The 17584-nt window shown below is 71.0% G+C and carries 16 protein-coding genes; 4 read left to right on the top strand and 12 right to left on the bottom strand.

Annotated elements, in window-relative coordinates:
* Positions 1–26 precede the first annotated feature (26 nt).
* Positions 27–1565 (top strand): MocR-like pyridoxine biosynthesis transcription factor PdxR, encoded by a 1539-nt coding sequence (gene pdxR, locus DEI97_RS06290; protein ID WP_284158335.1) that lies wholly within the window; start codon positions 27–29, stop codon positions 1563–1565.
* A gap of 57 nt (positions 1566–1622) precedes the next feature.
* On the opposite strand, the gene DEI97_RS06285 is transcribed toward pdxR, so the two are convergent.
* Together DEI97_RS06285 and rimK are read right to left on the bottom strand one after the other, a co-directional pair.
* A complete protein-coding gene (locus DEI97_RS06285; RefSeq protein ID WP_181439298.1) occupies positions 1623–1790 on the bottom strand; it encodes a hypothetical protein in 168 nt (55 codons plus the stop codon).
* 197 nt (positions 1791–1987) lie between these two features.
* Positions 1988–3178 (bottom strand): 30S ribosomal protein S6--L-glutamate ligase, encoded by a 1191-nt coding sequence (rimK, locus tag DEI97_RS06280; protein ID WP_111075518.1) that lies wholly within the window; start codon positions 3176–3178, stop codon positions 1988–1990.
* A 19-nt stretch (positions 3179–3197) separates the two neighbouring features.
* On the opposite strand from rimK, the gene DEI97_RS06275 reads away from it, so the two are divergent.
* On the top strand, positions 3198–3698 hold the full coding sequence (locus DEI97_RS06275; RefSeq protein ID WP_111075419.1) for an ATP-dependent zinc protease family protein: 501 nt from the start codon (positions 3198–3200) through the stop codon (positions 3696–3698).
* Between the two features lie 99 nt (positions 3699–3797).
* On the opposite strand, the gene DEI97_RS06270 is transcribed toward DEI97_RS06275, so the two are convergent.
* The 4 genes from DEI97_RS06270 to DEI97_RS06255 are packed head-to-tail and all read right to left on the bottom strand — an operon-like array spanning position 3798 to position 9139.
* The gene (locus DEI97_RS06270; RefSeq protein WP_111075420.1) at positions 3798–5141 is read right to left on the bottom strand and encodes an ABC transporter substrate-binding protein; all 1344 of its coding nucleotides are present in this window, start codon (positions 5139–5141) and stop codon (positions 3798–3800) included.
* Between the two features lie 49 nt (positions 5142–5190).
* Positions 5191–6150: a carbohydrate ABC transporter permease gene (locus DEI97_RS06265; protein WP_502866663.1), complete on the bottom strand. Its 960-nt coding sequence runs from the start codon at positions 6148–6150 to the stop codon at positions 5191–5193.
* Positions 6147–7079, bottom strand: a complete 933-nt coding sequence (locus DEI97_RS06260) for a carbohydrate ABC transporter permease (RefSeq protein ID WP_253462409.1) — start codon at positions 7077–7079, stop codon at positions 6147–6149. The genes DEI97_RS06265 and DEI97_RS06260 overlap by 4 nt, the downstream gene beginning before the upstream one ends.
* Positions 7076–9139 carry a beta-galactosidase gene (locus tag DEI97_RS06255; RefSeq protein WP_502866662.1) on the bottom strand — a complete coding sequence of 688 codons (2064 nt, stop codon included), beginning with the start codon at positions 9137–9139 and terminating at the stop codon, positions 7076–7078. Before DEI97_RS06255 ends, DEI97_RS06260 begins: the two co-directional genes overlap by 4 nt.
* A 246-nt stretch (positions 9140–9385) precedes the next feature.
* On the opposite strand from DEI97_RS06255, the gene DEI97_RS06250 reads away from it, so the two are divergent.
* Together DEI97_RS06250 and DEI97_RS06245 are read left to right on the top strand one after the other, a co-directional pair.
* Positions 9386–10408 (top strand): LacI family DNA-binding transcriptional regulator, encoded by a 1023-nt coding sequence (locus tag DEI97_RS06250; RefSeq protein WP_111075421.1) that lies wholly within the window; start codon positions 9386–9388, stop codon positions 10406–10408.
* 493 nt (positions 10409–10901) lie between these two features.
* Entirely contained in the window at positions 10902–11366 is a 465-nt protein-coding gene (locus tag DEI97_RS06245; RefSeq protein WP_111075422.1) for a MarR family winged helix-turn-helix transcriptional regulator, read from the top strand.
* Between the two features lie 27 nt (positions 11367–11393).
* On the opposite strand, the gene DEI97_RS06240 is transcribed toward DEI97_RS06245, so the two are convergent.
* From DEI97_RS06240 to DEI97_RS06215, 6 genes are all read right to left on the bottom strand, one after another.
* Entirely contained in the window at positions 11394–12047 is a 654-nt protein-coding gene (locus tag DEI97_RS06240; protein WP_146248170.1) for a DUF3592 domain-containing protein, read from the bottom strand.
* Entirely contained in the window at positions 12044–12820 is a 777-nt protein-coding gene (locus DEI97_RS06235) for a hypothetical protein (protein ID WP_111075424.1), read from the bottom strand. The genes DEI97_RS06240 and DEI97_RS06235 overlap by 4 nt, the downstream gene beginning before the upstream one ends.
* Before the next feature lie 314 nt (positions 12821–13134).
* Positions 13135–14445: a family 1 glycosylhydrolase gene (locus DEI97_RS06230; protein WP_111075425.1), complete on the bottom strand. Its 1311-nt coding sequence runs from the start codon at positions 14443–14445 to the stop codon at positions 13135–13137.
* Positions 14442–15359 (bottom strand): carbohydrate ABC transporter permease, encoded by a 918-nt coding sequence (locus tag DEI97_RS06225; RefSeq protein WP_220039222.1) that lies wholly within the window; start codon positions 15357–15359, stop codon positions 14442–14444. Before DEI97_RS06225 ends, DEI97_RS06230 begins: the two co-directional genes overlap by 4 nt.
* On the bottom strand, positions 15349–16308 hold the full coding sequence (locus DEI97_RS06220) for a carbohydrate ABC transporter permease (protein ID WP_220039223.1): 960 nt from the start codon (positions 16306–16308) through the stop codon (positions 15349–15351). The genes DEI97_RS06225 and DEI97_RS06220 overlap by 11 nt, the downstream gene beginning before the upstream one ends.
* Positions 16305–17567, bottom strand: coding sequence for a sugar ABC transporter substrate-binding protein (locus DEI97_RS06215; RefSeq protein ID WP_111075426.1), 1263 nt, complete (start codon positions 17565–17567; stop codon positions 16305–16307). Before DEI97_RS06215 ends, DEI97_RS06220 begins: the two co-directional genes overlap by 4 nt.
* Positions 17568–17584: the final 17 nt, after the last annotated feature.

Raw genomic sequence — 17584 nt, 5'->3', positions numbered from 1 at the left:
TGGACCAGTCGAGCAAGGTGGCCGCGGTGGTCGCACGCATCCGGGGACTGGTGCACGACGGGACGCTCGGTACGGACGACCCGCTGCCGTCGACGCGTGCGCTGGCGGCCGAGCTCGGGGTGGCACGCGGGACGGTGGTGGCGGCGTACGAGCAGCTCGACGGCGAGGGCTACATCCGGACGCGGCACGGGGGTGCAGCCCGGGTGGTCGGGGGTGCGGCTGGCGGGAGGTCCGGGGACGTCGGGGGCGGCCCGGTACCGGGCGCAGGCAGGGAAGCGGGGGTGGGACGCGCCTCCAGGCCGGCACCGGCACCGGCACCGGCACCGGTGTCCGCGCACGTGCCGGTGCCGGTCCTCGACTGTCGGCCGGGGATCCCCGCCGTCACCGCGATCAGTCCTCGCGACTGGCGGGCGGCGTGGCGAGCGGCCGCCGACGCACCGCTCCGGAACGGGCTGTCGGACCCGCTGGGCCTCCCGGCGCTGCGGGAGCAGGTCGTGGTGCAGCTCGGGCTGGCGCGCGGCTTCACACCCGGGGTGTCCGACGTCGTGGTCGCCGCGGGGACCTCGGAGGCGCTGTCACTGCTCGTCGAGGCACTCCGGGCCCGGCTCGGCCGACTGCCACGCATCGCGGTCGAGGATCCCGGCTACCGCTCGGGCCACCGGGCGCTGACGAGCGCGGGCGCGGAACTGGTCGCCGTGCCGGTCGGGCCGGACGGCATCGACCTGGCGGTCCTCGCCGGGACCTCGGCCGACGCGGTCGTCGTCTCGCCGACCCACCAGTACCCGCTCGGGTCCGTGATGCCGGTCGGGCAGCGCCGGGCACTCCTGGCCCGTGCCGCGTCCGTCGGGATGGTCGTCGTCGAGGACGACTACGACTCCGAGTTCCGACACCGCGGCACACCCGTTCCCGCGCTGGCGGCGCTCGACACCGACGGGGTGGTCGTGCACCTCGGCGGGTTCTCGAAGACCCTCGACCCGCGGCTGCGCTGCGCGTACCTCGTACTGCCCCGGGCGGCTGGACCACTGCACGACGCAGTCGTCGCCGCGAGGACCGCCCGCGGGGCCGTCGTGGCGGAGCCCGTGCAGGTCGCGGTGGCGCACCTGCTCCGCACCGGAGCGTTCCGGCGGCACCTCGGCCGGGTCCGGCGGGACTACACGCACCGGCGTGAGCAGATCGCGCGCCGGCTGGCGGGCAGCGGGGTCGCCGGCCTGGAGGCTCGCGCCCTCACCGGCGGGCTGCACGCGGTCCTGACGTGGCCGGGTCCGGCGGTCGGCGCGGCCGTTCCGACCGGCGCCGAGGTGGTGGCCCGGGTGGCGGCGGCCGGGGTCCTCGTGGCGGACCTGGCGGACTACGAGGTCGAGCGGGGACGCTCCGGGCCGGGCGTGGTCCTCGGGTACGGCGCGGTGACGCTGCCGGAGCTCGACCGGGCGCTCGACGTGGTGCTCGCGGCGATCCGCGAGCCGGTGGCCGCGACGCTCGTCGATCCGAGGGCGACGATCCTGCGGGCGGCCGTCCCAGGGGCGTCCGTTCCGGGGCCGGCCGACTCGGGGCCGGTGGTTCCCTGACGGGGTGGGTGGAGCCTCCCGGCCGTCACGGATGGCGTCGCCGACGCACGCCGCCGGTCATCGTCGCCGGGTGCGCTCCGTGGCGCCGGTGCGCCAGAGGTCGTCCAGCGACGGGACGGGCATGTCCGCCGGGACCGCCCATCCGCGTCGGGCGGCCTTGCGGGCCGAGCGGTAGGTGGTGACGTGGATCGGCTCCACGTCGTGGTTCGATTCGTACGTCGTCATGGCGTGCTCCCTGTTCACGGCGCCCACCGTCGGCTGGCGATGTCCGGCTCCGGGATCACGGGGCCCGGACGACCCGCGGACTGCGGGACGCGAGACGAACTCGCTTCTTGGGCGGGACGCTACGTGACGTCGGAGGCGCACGGGTGCACTGCACCGGAAGACAGCGCCATGCGGACGAACATGTGAGAGGAGCGCGATCAGCTGTCGGGCAGGGAGTCCTTCGGCAGCTTCCGCAGCTTCGTCCGACGACGTCGGCGGTCCGGGATCATCGACCGCATCTCCTCGAGCTTGCCGAAGCAGAGCAGACGGTCGCCGGGCTCGAGCACGACCCCGCTGCGGGGGTTCGGGATGACCGACGTCCCACGGTGCAGGGTCAGCACGGTGATGTCGCGGTCCCAGAGCCCGGAGTCCTTGATCGTCTTGCCGACCAGGTCCGCGTTGGTGTGCACGAGCAGCTCCGCGACGCCGTACCCGGTCGAGACGCTGAGGCGCTGGCGGACGTCGATCTCCGGGAACGCCACCTGGTTCGCGATGAAGTCGATGATCGCGCCGGCGACGTCGAGCCCGGTCGCGCGTTCGATGCCCTCGAGGCCCGGCGAGGAGTTGACCTCCATGACGAGCGGTCCGTCGTTGCCCTCGAGCATGTCGACGCCCGCGACCCGGAGGCCCATGATCTGCGCCGAGCGGACCGCCGCCTCTTCGTACTCCGGCGTCAGCGTGACCTGTTCGACCGTGCCGCCGCGGTGCACGTTCGACCGGAACTCGTCGCCCGAGGCCGATCGTCGCATCGCCGCGACCACCCGGTCCCCCACCACCAGTGCGCGGATGTCCTTGCCGCGGCTCTCCGAGATGAAGCTCTGGATGAGCACGTTCTGTTTGGTGGAGTGCAGGGTCTCGACGATGGACTCGGCGACCTTCGCCTCCGGAGCCAGGATCACGCCGATGCCCTGTGTGCCCTCGAGCAGCTTGATGACCACGGGGGCGCCGCCGACCCGTTCGATCGCACCGCGGACGTCCGCGCGGCTGCTGACGAACGTGGTCGCTGGCATGCCGATGTCGTGTCGGGACAGGATCTGGTTGGCGCGGAGCTTGTCGCGCGAGTTCGTGATGCCGTTCGCCGTGTTCGGCGTGTAGACGTCCATCTGCTCGAACTGCCGCACCACCGCGGTGCCGTAGTAGGTGATCGAGTTGCCGATGCGCGGCAGGACGGCGTCGTAGTCGGAGAGCAGCTTGCCGCGGTACTGCAGGTCCGGCTGCTCGCCGGTGAGGTCGATCGCGAAGCGGAGGGTGTTCAGCACCTTGACGGTGTGACCGCGCTCGGCTGCAGCGGTCCGGAGACGCTGCGTCGAGTACGCGTGGGGAGCGCGCGACAGGATGGCGAGTTTCATCACTGCCAAGATAGGGGCCATGGCCGAGCCCGCGAAGCGCCCCGACAGCGGGAAGTCCGCGTCCCGTGTGCCGATCGTCGCGGGGTGGCGCGAGTGGGCGGCGCTGCCGGACATCGGCATCCCGTGGATCAAGGTCAAGCTCGACACCGGCGCCCGCAGTTCCGCCCTGCACGCCTTCGACGTCGAGGAGCTGCCCGGCGGCCGCGTGCGGTTCTCGGTGCACCCCTGGCAGGACTCCGACGTCGACCCGCAGACGGTCGAGTGCGACGTCCACGACCGCCGGGTGATCCGCAGTTCGAGCGGTCACACGCAGGAGCGGATCGTCGTGCTGATGTCGATCGAGCTCGCCGGCCGGACGGTCATGGCCGAGGTGACGCTGAGCAACCGCGACCAGATGGGCTTCCGGATGCTCGTCGGCCGCGAGGCGCTGCGGCAGGGCTTCGTCGTGGACCCGGCGCGGTCGTTCATGGCGGGGCGGGCGCCGAAGGCCGTCCGGCGACGCAACCGCGGCCGGAGCTGACGCGCGCCGGCGACGACCTACCGGACCACACGAGGACGGGCCCCGGAGCACCTGCGTGAGCAGATCCTTCAGGGCCCGTCGTCGTTCGTGCCGGGTGCGTTACTTCTTGACCGGGATCGACTGCGCCTCGAGGGCCGCGATCGTCTTGGTCTGACCGGACTTGAGTGCGTCGAGCAGGGTCCCGTTGCCGGAGGCCGCGCTGCCGAAGCCGTCCGAGACGTCCGCGTAGGTCTGCGTCATCGTCGGGCCCCAGGTGAAGGGCTGGATGTCCTTCGCTGCGTCGGCGAACTGCTCGTAGATCTTCTGGCTGCCGTAGAACTCCAGGCCCTTGGTGAGCGCGGGCAGCTCGGCACCGGTGCTCGATGCCGGGTAGAGGTTCGCGACCTCGTTGAGCTGCGAGAGCGCCTCGGTCGAAGTGTTCAGCCAGGTGAGGAACTGCGCGGCCTCGGCGGGGTGCTTGCTGCCGGAGAAGACGACGTTCGAGGAGCCACCCCAGGCAGCCGAGGCGCTGTCGCCCGACTTCCACTGCGGCATCGGGGCGACGGCCCACTTGCCGGAGGTCGAGGGTGCACCGGACGAGATGGTGTTGGCACCCCAGACCGCGGAGACCCAGGTCCAGTCCTGGCCGCTGTCGTAGGCGTTGTTCCACTGGTCGGTGAAGCTCGGCAGGGTGTTCACGAGCTTCTTGTCGATGAGGTCCTGCCAGTAGTCGGCGACCTTCTTCGAAGCGGTGTCGGTCAGGTTGACGTTCCAGTCCTGGCCGGAGTTCTTGAACCACTGGCCGCCGGCCTGCGAGACGAGCCCGGCGAACTGGTTGACGTCACCCTTGGCGAAGTTGGTGATGTTGCCGCCCATCGCCTTGATCTTGACGGCGTCCTCGGCGTACTCGGCCCAGGTCTTCGGGGCGTCGAGCCCGGCCTTCTCGAACAGGTCCTTGCGGTAGTACAGCGCCATCGGACCCGAGTCCTGCGGGATCGCGTACACCGAGTTGTCCTCGCCGAACGTGACCTGGTTCCAGAGGCCGGCGGAGAAGTCCTTCTTCACGTCGCTGACGCCCTTGCACGCGGCGATGTTCTCGAGGCCGCCCTGCACGCGGAACGCCGGCAGCGAGTCGTACTCGACCTGGCCGATGTCCGGCGCCTGCTTGGCCTTCAGCTGGTTGAAGAAGTTCTGGTAGGTACCGCTGTTGCCGTTGGCGACGATGGAGACCTTGACCTGGATGTCCGGGTGCTCCTTGTTCCAGACCGCGACGACCTTGTCCATGTTCGGGACCCAGGTGGTGAAGTCGAGCGTGACCTTGCCGCCGGACGGCTTGCAGCTCGACGCGGCGGAGTCGGAGGACCCGCCACCGGAGCTGCTGCCACCGCCGGAGCTGCAGCCGGCGAGGGCCACGGTCGCGGCGAGCGCGACGGCGGCGGCACTGAGGAACTTCGTTGTCTTCATGCTGTTTCCGTTCGGGTGGAGATGAGGTGCGGGAGGGGAAGAGAGCGGGTCACTTGAGGCCGCCGGAGCCGAGCCCCGAGCGCCAGAACCGCTGCAGGCTGAGGAACGCGACGAGCAGCGGGATGATCGACACGAACGACCCGATGAGCACCATGGTCCGGAGGTCCGGGTACTGGTTCACGCTCGAGTTCCACGTGTAGAGGCCGAGGGTGACGGGGAACAGCGACGAGTCGCGGAGCATCACGAGCGGCAGGAAGAAGTTGTTCCAGATGGCGACGAACTGGAAGAGGAAGATCGTCACGAGGGCCGGGGACATCAGGCGGACGGCGACGGTGAAGAAGGTCCGGACCTCGCCGGAGCCGTCGATGCGGGCCGCTTCGATGATCTCGTCCGGGACGCTCGACGCCGCGAACAACCGCGACAGGTAGACGCCGAACGGGCTGACGATGCTCGGCAGGAACACCGACCAGAACGTGTCGGTCAGGTCGACCTGGCTGAAGATGAGGAACAGCGGCAGGGCGAGCGCGGTCGCCGGCACGAGGACGCCGCCGAGGAACACGTTGAACAGTGCTTCACGGCCACGGAACCGGTACTTGGCGAGCGCGTAGCCGCACATCGCCGAGAGCACGGTGCCGATGAGTCCGGCGACGCCGGCGTAGGCGATGCTGTTCAGCATCCACCGCAGGTAGATGCCGTCCTGTCGGGTGAACAGCTCCCCGAGGTTGGTGATGGTGTCCTGGATCGCGGTGGCGCTGAACCAGAGCGGCGCGGTCGAGTTGAAGTTCCCGACGGTCTTCGTCGACGACACCAGCAGCCAGAAGATCGGCAGCAGGAAGTAGAGCGTGAAGACGCCCATGACGAGCATCGCGGCGCTGCGCGAGATGACGCTCTCGCGGGGACCGCGGGTGCCGTCCGGTCGTCCGCCTGCGGAACGGGAGGCCCGGCGCGCGTCCGCCGCGCTCGTTGCGTCGCGCTTGGCGTCGCGTCGGGAGGGTGCGTTGACGCTCACGAGGCGTCCTTCCGCTGGGTCAGTCGGAGGAACCCGATCGACAGGATGAAGGTGGCGACGGCGAGGACCACCGAGAACGCCGCCGCGAGGTTGAAGTTCGGCACCGACGAGGTCGAGTACACGAGCATGTTCGGCGTGAAGGTCGACGAGATCGTCGAGGTGAACTGCCGGAACACGGTCGGTTCGGTGAGCAGCTGCAGGGTGCCGATCACGGAGAACACCGCGGTGAGGATGATCGCCGGGACCACCATCGGGATCTTGATCGAGACGGCGATGCGGAACTGCGAGGCGCCGTCGAGCTTCGCGGCCTCGTAGATCTCGGTCGGGATCGCGAGCAGCGACGAGTAGATGATGAGCATGTTGTAGCCGACGTAGACCCAGGTGACGACGTTGGCGACGGCCCAGAGGACGGTGCCGCTGCCGAGCAGGTCGACCTTCGAGGTGACGGCGGAGAACGGCGACAGGTCGGGGGCGTACAGGTAGCCCCACATGATCGCGGCGATGACACCGGGGACGGCGTAGGGCGCGAAGAACGCCAGGCGGAAGAACCGCTTGCCGCGGAGCAGGGGTGAGTCGAGCAGCAGGGCGAACACGAGCGCCAGGCCGAGCATCACCGGGACCTGCACGACGCCGAACAGCAGCACACGGAGGACCGAGCCCCAGAACACGTCGTTCTGGAACACCAGGACGTACTGGGTGAGGCCGCCGAACACCTGCGTGGGGGCGCCGAACGTGCCCTGGCGTTCGATCTTCTGCAGCGACTGCCACACCGCGTAGAGGATCGGCACGAGGTAGAACGCGGTGAAGAGCACCGCGAACGGCACGACGAAGACCGCGATGGCGCGGCGGTAGCGGGAGCCGCCGCCGGCCGGACGCTTGGCCGGGTGCGGCCGGGTGGCCGTCCGGCGTCGCTGGGTGGTGGTGGTCATGAGCGCTTCCTGTCCGTGCGGATGATCTGGGTACCGCCGGGCTCGATCGCGGTGGCGCCCGCGACGGCCTGGTCGGTGACGAGCTCGTGGCCCGCCTCGTGGTGCTGCACGGTCCGGTCCGAGTGGTTGAGCAGGAAGACCCACTCGTGCTCGTCGTCGCGGCGGCGGACGACCTCGAGGCCGGGCGCGTTCGCCGAGTCGCCGTGCACGCCGGCGTCGTCGAGGACCTTCTGTACGAGGGAGCGCAGCGACGCGTCGTCGACGACGGTGGAGAGGTACCAGGCTGACCCGGCTCCGTGGTCGTTCCGGGTGACCGCGGGCCGGCCGGCGAGCGGGCCGCTGGCGTAGTGGACGACGCTCTCGGCGTCGACCAGTTCGACCGGCTCGGACCAGGTGGTCGCGGTCCCGCCGTCGGAGAGTTCGACGACGTCGCCCTCGCCGAGCGGCTGGAACTCGTCCACCCGGATGCCGAGCATCTCGCGGAAGGCGCCCGGGTAGCCGCCGGTGCGGACCCGGTCCAGCTCGTCGACGATCCCGCTGAAGAAGGTGACGAGCGCGTGCCCGCCCCGCTCGACGTGGTCGGCGATGACGGCGGCGTGCTCGTCGCGCACCAGGTACAGCTCGGGGACGATGACGACCGGGTGGCCGTCGAGCGGAGCGCCGGGCGCGACCACGTCGACCGTGACGCCGAGGTCCCACAGTGCGGTGTAGAGCGCGTGGACCTGTTCCAGGTAGCGGACCGCGGTGGTGGGATGGGCCTCCAGGTCGGCCGCCCACTGGTTCTCCCAGCTGAACACGAGCGCGACGTCGGCGGTGACCCGCGAGCCGCGGAGTTCGCCGAGGCGATCGACGAGCGCGCCGAGCGCGACCACGTCGCGCCAGCCCTGCGAGTCGGTGCCGGCGTGCGGTAGCAGGGCGGAGTGGAACTTCTCGGAGCCCTGCACGGAGGCGCGCCACTGGAAGAAGCAGACGCCGTCGGCTCCGCGGGCGATGTGTGCCGCGGTGTTGCGGAGCATCTCCCCCGGCGCCTTGGCGAGGTTGCGCGGCTGCCAGTTCACGGCGCCGGTCGAGTGCTCCATGAGCAGCCAGGGGGCGCCACCGGCCAGGCCTCGGGTGGTGTCGGCGGCGAAGGAGAGCTCGACGTTCGGCCGGGGCAGGCGGTTGTCGAGGTAGTGGTCGTTGGCGATGACGTCCATGTCGCCGGTCCAGGACCAGTAGTCCATCGCGGTGATGTGGGCGGCGACCATGAAGTTCGTCGTGACGGGCTTGGTGCTGTGCTTGCGGATGACGGCGGTCTCGGCGCGGTGGTGCTCGAGGAGCGTGTCCGAGGAGAACCGGTCGAAGTCGATCTGCTGCGCGGGGTTGCCGGTCGACAGGGTCAGGCGGGGCGGCAGGACCTCGTCGAACGAGCCGTAGCGCTGGCTCCAGAAGGCGGTGCCCCACGCGGTGTTGAGCGCCTCGATGCTGCCGTGGCGGGCACGGAGCCAGGTGCGGAACGCGTCGGCGGAGACATCACACCAGCAGCGGGCGTTGTGGCAGCCGAGCTCGTTCGAGACGTGCCACAGGCGGACGGCCGGGTGGTCGCCGTACCGGGCGGCGGTGGCCTCGACCAGGGCCAGGGCGTACCGGCGGTAGACCGGGGACGCCGGGCAGAACGCCTGGCGGCCGCCGGGGAAGCGCGTGGTGCCGTCGACCGCGACGGGCAGGACCTCGGGGTGCAGGGTGGTGAGCCAGGCGGGGGTGGAGGCGGTCCCGGTGCCCAGGTCGACCGCGATGCCCGCGCCGTGCAGCAGGTCGATGACGGTGTCGAGCGCGGTGAAGTCGTACTCCCCCGGTCGCGGTTCGACCTGCGACCAGCCGAAGACGTTGATCGCGACGATCGTGACGCCGGCTTCGCGCATCAGGCGGACGTCCTCGACCCAGGTGGCGTGGTCCCACTGCTCGGGGTTGTAGTCGCAGCCGAACGCCAGGCCGGTCGAGCCGAGACCGAGGGCGCTGTCGGCCGGGTCGACGGCGGCAGCCGGTGCGTCGCCGACCGGTGCGGGCAGGGTGGTGGTCACGGGGGTCCTCGTCGATCGGGGCCCGTCGGCGCCTCGGTCGGTTCGACCCCTTCGGCGGTGAAGGACCCAGCATGTGTGGGAGCGGTCCCAGACTGCTGCGGACGGGTTGCGCCGCGGCGTTCTGGGAGCGATCCCAGGACGGTGTCGAAATCGCTGTCGAAATCCGTTCTGGGAGCGATCCCAGATACAACACGACTCGGGCCGCCGTGTCAACACCGCGGCCCGACGCGCCACTACAGTGGCGGCATGTCCGAGGTCAGAACAGCGCGCCGACGCGCCACGATCCAGGACATCGCCGACGCGGCCGGGCTCTCCCGCGGGACGGTCTCACGGGTCCTCAACGACGAGCAGTACGTCTCCGACGCCGCTCGCGAAGCCGTGCAGGACGCCATCCGCCGCGTCGGGTACGTCCGCAGTGCCGCCGCCCGCAGCCTGGTCACCCGCCGCTCCGGCGCGATCGCGCTCATCGTGCACGAGCCGTCGGTCGTGGTCCTCGATGACCCGAACATCGGCAACATCCTCATCGGCACCAACAGCGTCCTGTCCGAGGCGGAGCAGCAGCTCGTCACGATCATGGTCGACTCGGCGCGGGACAGCCACCGCGTCGTCGAGTACCTGCGCGGCGGGTTCGTCGACGGCGCCATCGTGCTCTCCGCCCGCGACGACGACCCCATCACGAAGGCGATCGTCGAGATCGGCCTGCCCGCCTGCTTCGTCGGACACCCGCCCGACGCGGCCGCGATCTCGTGGATCGGCATCGACAACCGCGACGCCGCCGAACAGATCACACGCCGGCTCGTCGACACCGGACGGAAGCGCATCGCGATGCTCGCCTCCGGGCTCGACCGCGACTCCGGGCAGGACCGACTGGCCGGGTTCGCGTCGGCACTCGGCGACCGGTACGACCCAGACCTCGTCGCCCGGAACCCCCTGTTCAGCTACACCGCCGGCGCCGAGGGCATGCGCGAACTGCTCGACCGGGCGCCTGACATCGACGGGGTGTTCGCCGCGTCGGACGCCGTCGCCGCCGGGGCGATGGACCTGCTGCAGCGTCGGGGCAAGCGCGTGCCGGAGGACATCGGCATCGTCGGGTTCGACGACAGCGCCTGGGCCCTGCGCTGCGATCCCGAGCTCTCCACCGTCCGCCAGCCCGCACGGACACTCGGCGAGCAGGCGGCACGGCAGGTGCTCGAGCAGATCGCGGAGCCGGCGACCGAGCCGCGCGGGGTCGTCCTGCCGACCGAGGTGGTCTGGCGCGGCTCGGCCTGAGGGGCGTGTGGCTGCGGGGCGGCGGTGTCGTGCGCGAGACGGCTGTGTCAGTTCGAGACGCCTGCGTCTGTCTGAGACGCCGGCGTCTGTCCGAGACGCCGGCGTCTGTTCGAGAAGCCTCCGAACGGCCGAGACGCCCCAGAGTTCGGCGGCGTCTCAGTGCTCGCGCGGCGTCTCGGTGCGTGCGGGGCGCCTCAGCCTGACGGTGGTGTCGTGCGCGAGACGCCGGCGTCGCGTCGAGGCGCCTCCGAACGGCCGAGACGCCGCAGAGTTCGGCGGCGCCTCGGCCGGACGGGGGCGCCTCAGTGCCCGCGCGGCGTCTCGGCCGGATGGCGGCACCTCGCGGCCCGCGCGGCGTCTGGACGCGCGCGTCGCCCGGTCACTCCCCCGCGCATCGGGTACCGCGCCTCGATCGGCGCCCCGAGCGTGGCGCGCACCTGCCGGTTCACGCCGGCTGCTCGGGCTGTCCTGATCGCCAGGGCAGGATGGATGCATGTCTGATGCAGCTCCCGAGGGGATCGACGAACTGCTCGCAGCCTCGCGAGGACTCCTCGGAGTCGTCGCCCGGTCCCTGGCCCCGGCGCTCGAGGACGTCACGGTCCCGCAGTTCCGCTTGATCGTCCTCGTCACCGCCCTCGGCCCGACCCGCTCCGGCGACCTGGCCGACCGGCTCGCCGTCGGGCCCTCCACGCTGACCCGCATCGTCGACCGGCTGGTCGCGGACGGCTGGGTCGAACGACTGCCGAGCACCGAGAGCCGGCGCGAGGTCCTGGTCGGCCCGACGGACCAGGGGCGCGCGCTCGTCGCCGACGTGATGGAGCGCCGACGCACCGAGATCGTCGGACTGCTCGCGAGCCTCCCGGACGAGGACCGGGCCAGCGTCTTCGCCGGCGCCGCGGTCCTCCGGCGGGCCATGCACGAACCACTGCTCGAGGAGATCTCGGCGTTCGGCGGCTGAGGCGGGTCCGCACGGACCCGACCCTGCTCAGCTGAGTCGGGCCTTCTCCCGCGCCGCACGCGCACGCGCCGCCTGCCGGGCCGCCTTCGCCCCACGCCGCTGCAGCCTCGGGTCGTGCCGCCGACGGTGCACGACGGCCGGGATGCCGATGCCGAGGAAGACCACGCTGCCGATCGCGATCCCCACGGACAGGTGCAGCCGGCCGTCGACGTGCTCGCGCGCAGCGTCCGATGCCAGCACGACCGAGTCGCGGTCGCCCGGGTCGACGAGCACCGCGAACCGCTGCCCGCGGTGGAAGGTGTCCTCGTCCCTCGAGGAGTACCGCCCGAGCTCGGTGCTGCTGGTCTGGCCGTCGACGGTCTGCTGGGTCGTCGGGATCCACTCGTCCCAGGTGCTGTGCCGACGGTGGTGGTGTTCCTTCCGGACGCTCACCACCTCGGCGGTCGTGCGCACCCCGACGCGGTGCAGTTCCACGTTCTGGTCGTGGGCCCGGACCGCGGGGCCGAGGCCGAACAGCGTGACGAGGAGGCACGCTGCGCCGAGGTACACCGACAGGTTCGGGACGAACTGCCACACCCCGGCTCCGAAGCGACGCCAGGTGAACGGCGCCTCCGGCCGACCAGGACGACGACGACGAGCGGGCCGCCGTCCGGGCTCGCTGGGGCGTCCGAGTCGGGTCATGCCCGGGTCTCCGGCCGCGTTCCCGGTTCGGAGAGAGACCTGGCCGCCGGCTCCGCGTCGGCGAGCGCGTCAGCTGACACCGCGTGCCGCCGCAGGCCCCGCCGGCGCACGACGAGCAGCAGGACGACGACGGCCAGGAGCACCGGCAGCACCGGGATCGGCGGGAACGAGGACGAGTCCCCCGCGGCGAGTCTGGTCAGCAGGAAGAACGGCCCGGTCGACAGCACCGACGAAACGAGGGCCACCACGACCCAGCCCCACACGACCAGGCGCGTCAGCCGACGGTCGCGGGCCGCGAAGTCGTTCGAGGCGTAGTGCGGCACCGGTCGTCGGAGCGCCCGGCCCGCGAGGGTCAGCACGAAGGCCAGGACGATGCCGAACATCAGCACCGCCCCGACGAAGCCGCCGGGCCCGAAGCTCAGTCCGAGCCCGAGACTCAGGCCTGCCCCGATCGACAGCGGGATGCACACGAGGGCGACCGCGAGGTGCACGAGCCGCCGGGCCGGGCCCTGGACCAGCAGACCGAGTCCGGCGAGGACGGTCGCGACGGGGACACCGCCGAAGACCAGTGCCAGCACCGCCTGGCCGACGGGTTCCGGCAGTCGCAGGAGTTGTCCGAACGGCAGGCTCAGGAGCGCTGCATCCGCCACGACGACGGCGACCAGGACGATCGTCGCGAACACCCAGGACCCCGCACCGGGTTCGGCGGACGGGTCGGCTACCCGCGCCCCGCTGTGCTCCTCGTCCGACCACGGCGCTGTTGCACCCGTCATGTGTTCCCCCTGTCCCCTCCGGCCATCCTGCCCACCGCGGCCGGTGCTGTCCGGGAGGCCCGCCGCGGCCGGGCGCGCTCGGTCCGGACACGAACCGGTAGCGACCGTCACACCGGAACGGACGGCACCGGCCGGCGCCACCGCCGGCCTCATGGTCGCCTGCACCGGGCTGACCGGCGCGGTCGCCGCCGCACCCGCGATGGGACCGGTCGCAACGGGATCGGTCGCGACCGCAGCGGCGGACTGACCGGGCCGACCGCACGGCGGACGGGAGGCACGCACCGGTCGGGTGACGCGCCTCCCGTCCGCCGTCGCTAGGGACGGGCGACGCTCGCCGCCGTCGCGAGCGCACGGAAGGCCGCTGCGGCCGCGGTCTCGACACGGTCGAGCGTGCCGTCCGCTCGCTCCTCGAGTCGGACCAGCCCCATCCGCCGGAGGAAGGGCTCCTTCGCTCCCCCGACCTGCTGGCGGGCTGCGAGGACCTCGGGGGCGACCGCGAACTCCTCGACGTTCACGCCGCCGGAGGCGTACGACCAGTCGACGAAGTCGAAGACCGGCCACCAGGTCCAGCCGCGGACATCGACCCCGGCATCGGCGAGCGCCGTGACGGCGGCGGACGCGTCCTGCACCCAGCGGGAGCGGAGGTCGTCGTCGCCCTCGATCGACGTCTCGGTGACGAGCATCGGCAACCCGTACCGCTCGGCGAAGCCGGTCAGCGACTCGACGAGTCCGGCCGTCCACCGGTCGTGAGCGTGCTGCACGGTGCCGTCCGGGCCGGGCTCGAGGCGGCGGGGCGAGAGGTCCGGGTAGTAGTTCACGCCGAGCAGGTCGAGTGTGACGGCCCCGTCGACCAGTGCGGCGAGCCCGGCCGGGGTCGCGCCGTGCTCGAGCAGCCAGCGGTACGAGCGGTGGTCGGGGTCGACGCGGCCGAGCACCAGGTCGGTCGGGACGGTGCCGAGGTCGGCGAGGAGTGCTGCATCGGCTCCGAGGCCGGGGTCGTCGGTGCTGAACATCGACGTCGCCTCGACGTGCACGATCGTGGCGTCGGGGTTGGCGGACCGGACGGCGGCGACGCTCTGCTGCATGCCCCGGGCGATGCCGAGGACGACCGCGGTCCAGCCGTCCCACCCGGTCAGGGCCGGTGGCCACACCCCGCGGAGGCCCGCGAAGGACGCCGTGGTGATCGGCTCGTTGAGCGGTGTGACGTGGTCGACGACACCCCGGTACCGGGCGGCGAAGGCCCCGGCGAAGGAGGCGATCGCGTCGGGGTAGGCGGGGTCGGCGAACGAGTCGTCGAGCCAGGTCGGCGTGCCGTAGTGGACCAGGTCCGCGATCACGGTGAGCCCGAGCCCGGCCGCGTACGCCAGGCGTTCGTCGAGGACGGCCCAGTCGAACACCCCGGGGGCCAGGTGCACGCGCGGCCAGTCGACCCCGTACCGGAGTGCGGTCGCGCCGAGGGAGTGGACGAGGTCCAGGTCCGACCGCCAGGCGGTGTCGTGCCCGGTGAGCTCGTGCTCGTCGAGCGGTGCCATCGCGAAGCGTTCGGGTGGGTGCACGCAGGTGTCCTCGATGCCGGCGATCCAGGTGAAGCTGCCGGCGGGGAACGCTCCGCCCGCGGCCGTCACTTCAACCCCGTGGTGGCGACGCCGGCGACGAAGTACTTCTGGGCGAAGAAGAACCCGAGGGCGATGGGCACGAGCGAGATCACCGCGCCGGCGAGCAGCACGGCGTGGTCGGTCACGTGTGCTCCCCCGAACAGCGTCAGTCCGGCGGGCAGCGTCAGCATGTCGTTCGACGTGGTGACGACGAGTGGCCAGAGCAGGTCGTTCCAGAGCGCCATCCCGTTGAGGACGGCGACCGTGGCGATGGCGGGCTTCGCCAGCGGCAGAATGACCTGCCAGTAGATGCGCCAGTGTCCGGCACCGTCGATGCGGGCGGCTTCGTCGAGTTCGACGGGGATGTCGATGAAGAACTGCCGGAACAGGAAGATGCCGAACGCGCTGGTCGCCCGCGGGATGATGAGCCCCTGGTAGGTGTTCAGCCACCCCAGGTGGAACAGCTCCACGAACACCGGGATGAGCGTCACCTGGAACGGCACCATCAGGGTCGCGATGACCAGCACGAACGCCACGTTCCGGCCGACGAACCGCATCCGGGCGAGCGCGTAGGCGCACATCGAGTCGAACAGCAGCGTCAGCACCGTGGTGACGATGGTGAACAGGAACGAGTTCGCCAGCAGGCGCAGGAACGGCAGCTGCTGCCAGACCCCGACGTAGCCGTGCAGGGTGATGCTGGTCGGGAACAGGCTGGCCGGGTGGCCGAACAGGTCCGCTTCGGACCGGAACGACCCGCTGACCATCCAGATGAACGGCACGAGGGCGAACACCAGTCCGATGCCGAGGTACACCCACTTCAGGACGGACCCGGTGCGCGCGGTGCCGGTCCGGCGGCCGTGTCGCCGGTCGCGGGTGGGCTCCGGACGGGAGGCCCGTGCCGGCCCCGTCGCGGACGGTCGCCGCGTGCGCGCCTCAGTCGACATCGTCGTACCGGAACAGTCGGAGCTGCAGGAGGGAGATGAGCATGATGATCACGAAGAGGACCCAGGAGATCGCCGACGCGTAGCCGGTCTGGTAGTTGACGAACCCGTCGCGGTAGAGCAGGTTCACGAGCGTGTCGGTGTGGAAGACCGGTCCGCCGCCGGTCATCACGTAGACGAGGTCGAACACCTGGAACGACTGGATCGTCAGGATCATCGAGGTGAAGAGCATGGTCGGACGGATGCTCGGCAGGGTGATCCCCCAGATGGTCTGCCAGGTGTTCGCGCCGTCGATCCGGGCGGCCTCGTACCGTTCGGCGGGAACGCCCTTGAGCCCGGCGACGAACAGGATCATCGCGAAGCCGATGCTCTTCCACACCGAGACGAAGACGATCGTCGGCAGGGCGAGAGCGGTGGACTGCAGCCAGGCGATGCTCGGCAGTCCGAGGGCCGCGGTGATCCCGCCGACCAGGCCGATGTCGGGGTCGAGCAGGAACTTCCAGACCAGGCCGATCGTCACAAGGGACACGATCGTCGGGAAGAAGAACACCGAGCGGACGATCCGGTTCGCCAGGGTGTCCCGCTGGAGCAGCAGTGCGGCGATGAAGCCGAACACCACGAGGAGCACGACCGAGACGACGGTGAACTCGAGCGTGATCCGCAGTGCGTTCCAGAACTGTCCGTCATGGAAGAGCGTGACGTAGTTGCCGAAGCCGACGAACGGCTGGGTCGCGGCGCCCACGGTCCAGTCGAAGAACGAGTAGTACAGCGACCGCAGGATCGGGAAGACCACGAAGGCGCCCAGGATGAGCAGCGACGGGGCCATGAAGAGCCAGGCCGGCTGGAACCGGCGGGTGCGGACCCGGGTGGGGCGCGCCTCCCGTCCGTCCGGGGCGGCGGCCCCGCCACGCGGGCTGCGTGGCGGGGCCGAGCCGGTGAGCTGGTCGGTCACTTGCTGCAGCCCGTGAGGCCGTTGATCGCCTGGCCGGCGCTCTTCGTGGCGTCGGCCACGGACTTGCCGCGGGTGATCTCGCCGATGAGCGGGACGTACGCGTCGGAGTCGACCTTCGTGGCGTTCGGCACGTGCGGCAGGTACAGGCGTGCGTCCGGCACCTGGCTGGCGAAGACCGACACCGTCGGGTCGGCGGTCAGCTTCGCGTCGTCGGAGAGGTCGGTGCGGAGCGGCGGGAACCCGGTCTGCAGCGAGAACTTCTGCTGCGCGGTCTTCGACGTCCAGTAGGCCAGGAACTCCTGCGCCTGCTTCGGGTACTTCGTCTTGGCGGAGATCGACAGCGGGGCGATCGAGCCGAGCGTGCTCGACTTGCCGTCCACGCCGACGGGGACCTTCACGATGCCTAAGTCGATGCCGGCGTCCTTGTACCCGGACGCTGCCCAGGGGCCGTTGATCTCCATCGCGGCCTTGCCGGCGGAGAAGAGCGAGTCCGCCTCGGCGCCGGTGAGGCCGACGGGGCTGACCTTGTCCTTCGCGACCAGATCGGCCCAGGTCGACAGGCTCTTCTGCCCGGCGGACGTCTGGACGACACTGCAGCCCTTGCCGCTGACGATGTCGCCGCCCTCGAGCCACTGCAGGACCGGCCACATCTGGATGGTCTGGTTGTCGGCGAGCGCGATGCCGTACTTGCCGCCGGTGGTGAGCTTCTTCGCGTCCGTCGCCATCTCCTGCACCGTTTTCGGCGGGTCGGTGATGCCGGCGTCCGCGAAGAGCTTCTTGTTGTAGTACAGGCTCAGCGTCGCGAAGTTGGCGGGGACGCCGTAGAGCTTGCCGTCGTAGGTGAACTCCTCGACCGTGCCGGGCGCGAACGACCCGGTGTTGATCTTGCCGCTGCCCTCCCCCGTGTCGGTGATCGGCAGGACGGAGCGGGTCTTCACGTACTGGGCGACGGCGTTCGGGTCCGACGAGACCGCGGCGACGTCCGGACCCTGACCGGTGAGCCAGGCCGACGGCAGCTTCTGCTGGATCGTGTCCCAGGGCTGCACGGTCATCTCGACCCTGATGTCGGGGTGCGACTTCTCGAAGTCCTTGACGATGGTCGCGTAACCCGGTCGGTCACCGCCGGTGAACCCGGTCCAGACCTTGAGGGTGGCGGGGCCGTCCTGGGCGGCGCTGCCGCTGGCGGAACAACCGGTGAGGACCAGTGCCAGTGCTGCGGCACCGGAGACGACCGCGAGGGTCGTGCGTGCGTGCTTCATCGGGGAACGCTCCTTTG

The sequence above is a fragment of the Curtobacterium sp. MCLR17_032 genome, from assembly GCF_003234795.2.
In the GTDB taxonomy this organism is placed as follows: Bacteria; Actinomycetota; Actinomycetes; order Actinomycetales; family Microbacteriaceae; genus Curtobacterium.
This window is presented reverse-complemented; position numbering and strand designations above follow the sequence as displayed.

Excerpts from the sequence above, each read along its gene's own strand:
- DEI97_RS06285 (WP_181439298.1), bottom strand. The coding sequence starts at position 1,790 with ATGACGACGTACGAATCGAACCACGACGTGGAGCCGATCCACGTCACC.
- rimK (WP_111075518.1), bottom strand. The coding sequence starts at position 3,178 with ATGAAACTCGCCATCCTGTCGCGCGCTCCCCACGCGTACTCGACGCAG.
- DEI97_RS06275 (WP_111075419.1), top strand. The coding sequence starts at position 3,198 with ATGGCCGAGCCCGCGAAGCGCCCCGACAGCGGGAAGTCCGCGTCCCGT.
- DEI97_RS06270 (WP_111075420.1), bottom strand. The coding sequence starts at position 5,141 with ATGAAGACAACGAAGTTCCTCAGTGCCGCCGCCGTCGCGCTCGCCGCG.
- DEI97_RS06260 (WP_253462409.1), bottom strand. The coding sequence starts at position 7,079 with ATGACCACCACCACCCAGCGACGCCGGACGGCCACCCGGCCGCACCCG.
- DEI97_RS06250 (WP_111075421.1), top strand. The coding sequence starts at position 9,386 with ATGTCCGAGGTCAGAACAGCGCGCCGACGCGCCACGATCCAGGACATC.
- DEI97_RS06245 (WP_111075422.1), top strand. The coding sequence starts at position 10,902 with ATGTCTGATGCAGCTCCCGAGGGGATCGACGAACTGCTCGCAGCCTCG.
- DEI97_RS06240 (WP_146248170.1), bottom strand. The coding sequence starts at position 12,047 with ATGACCCGACTCGGACGCCCCAGCGAGCCCGGACGGCGGCCCGCTCGT.
- DEI97_RS06235 (WP_111075424.1), bottom strand. The coding sequence starts at position 12,820 with ATGACGGGTGCAACAGCGCCGTGGTCGGACGAGGAGCACAGCGGGGCG.
- DEI97_RS06225 (WP_220039222.1), bottom strand. The coding sequence starts at position 15,359 with ATGTCGACTGAGGCGCGCACGCGGCGACCGTCCGCGACGGGGCCGGCA.
- DEI97_RS06215 (WP_111075426.1), bottom strand. The coding sequence starts at position 17,567 with ATGAAGCACGCACGCACGACCCTCGCGGTCGTCTCCGGTGCCGCAGCA.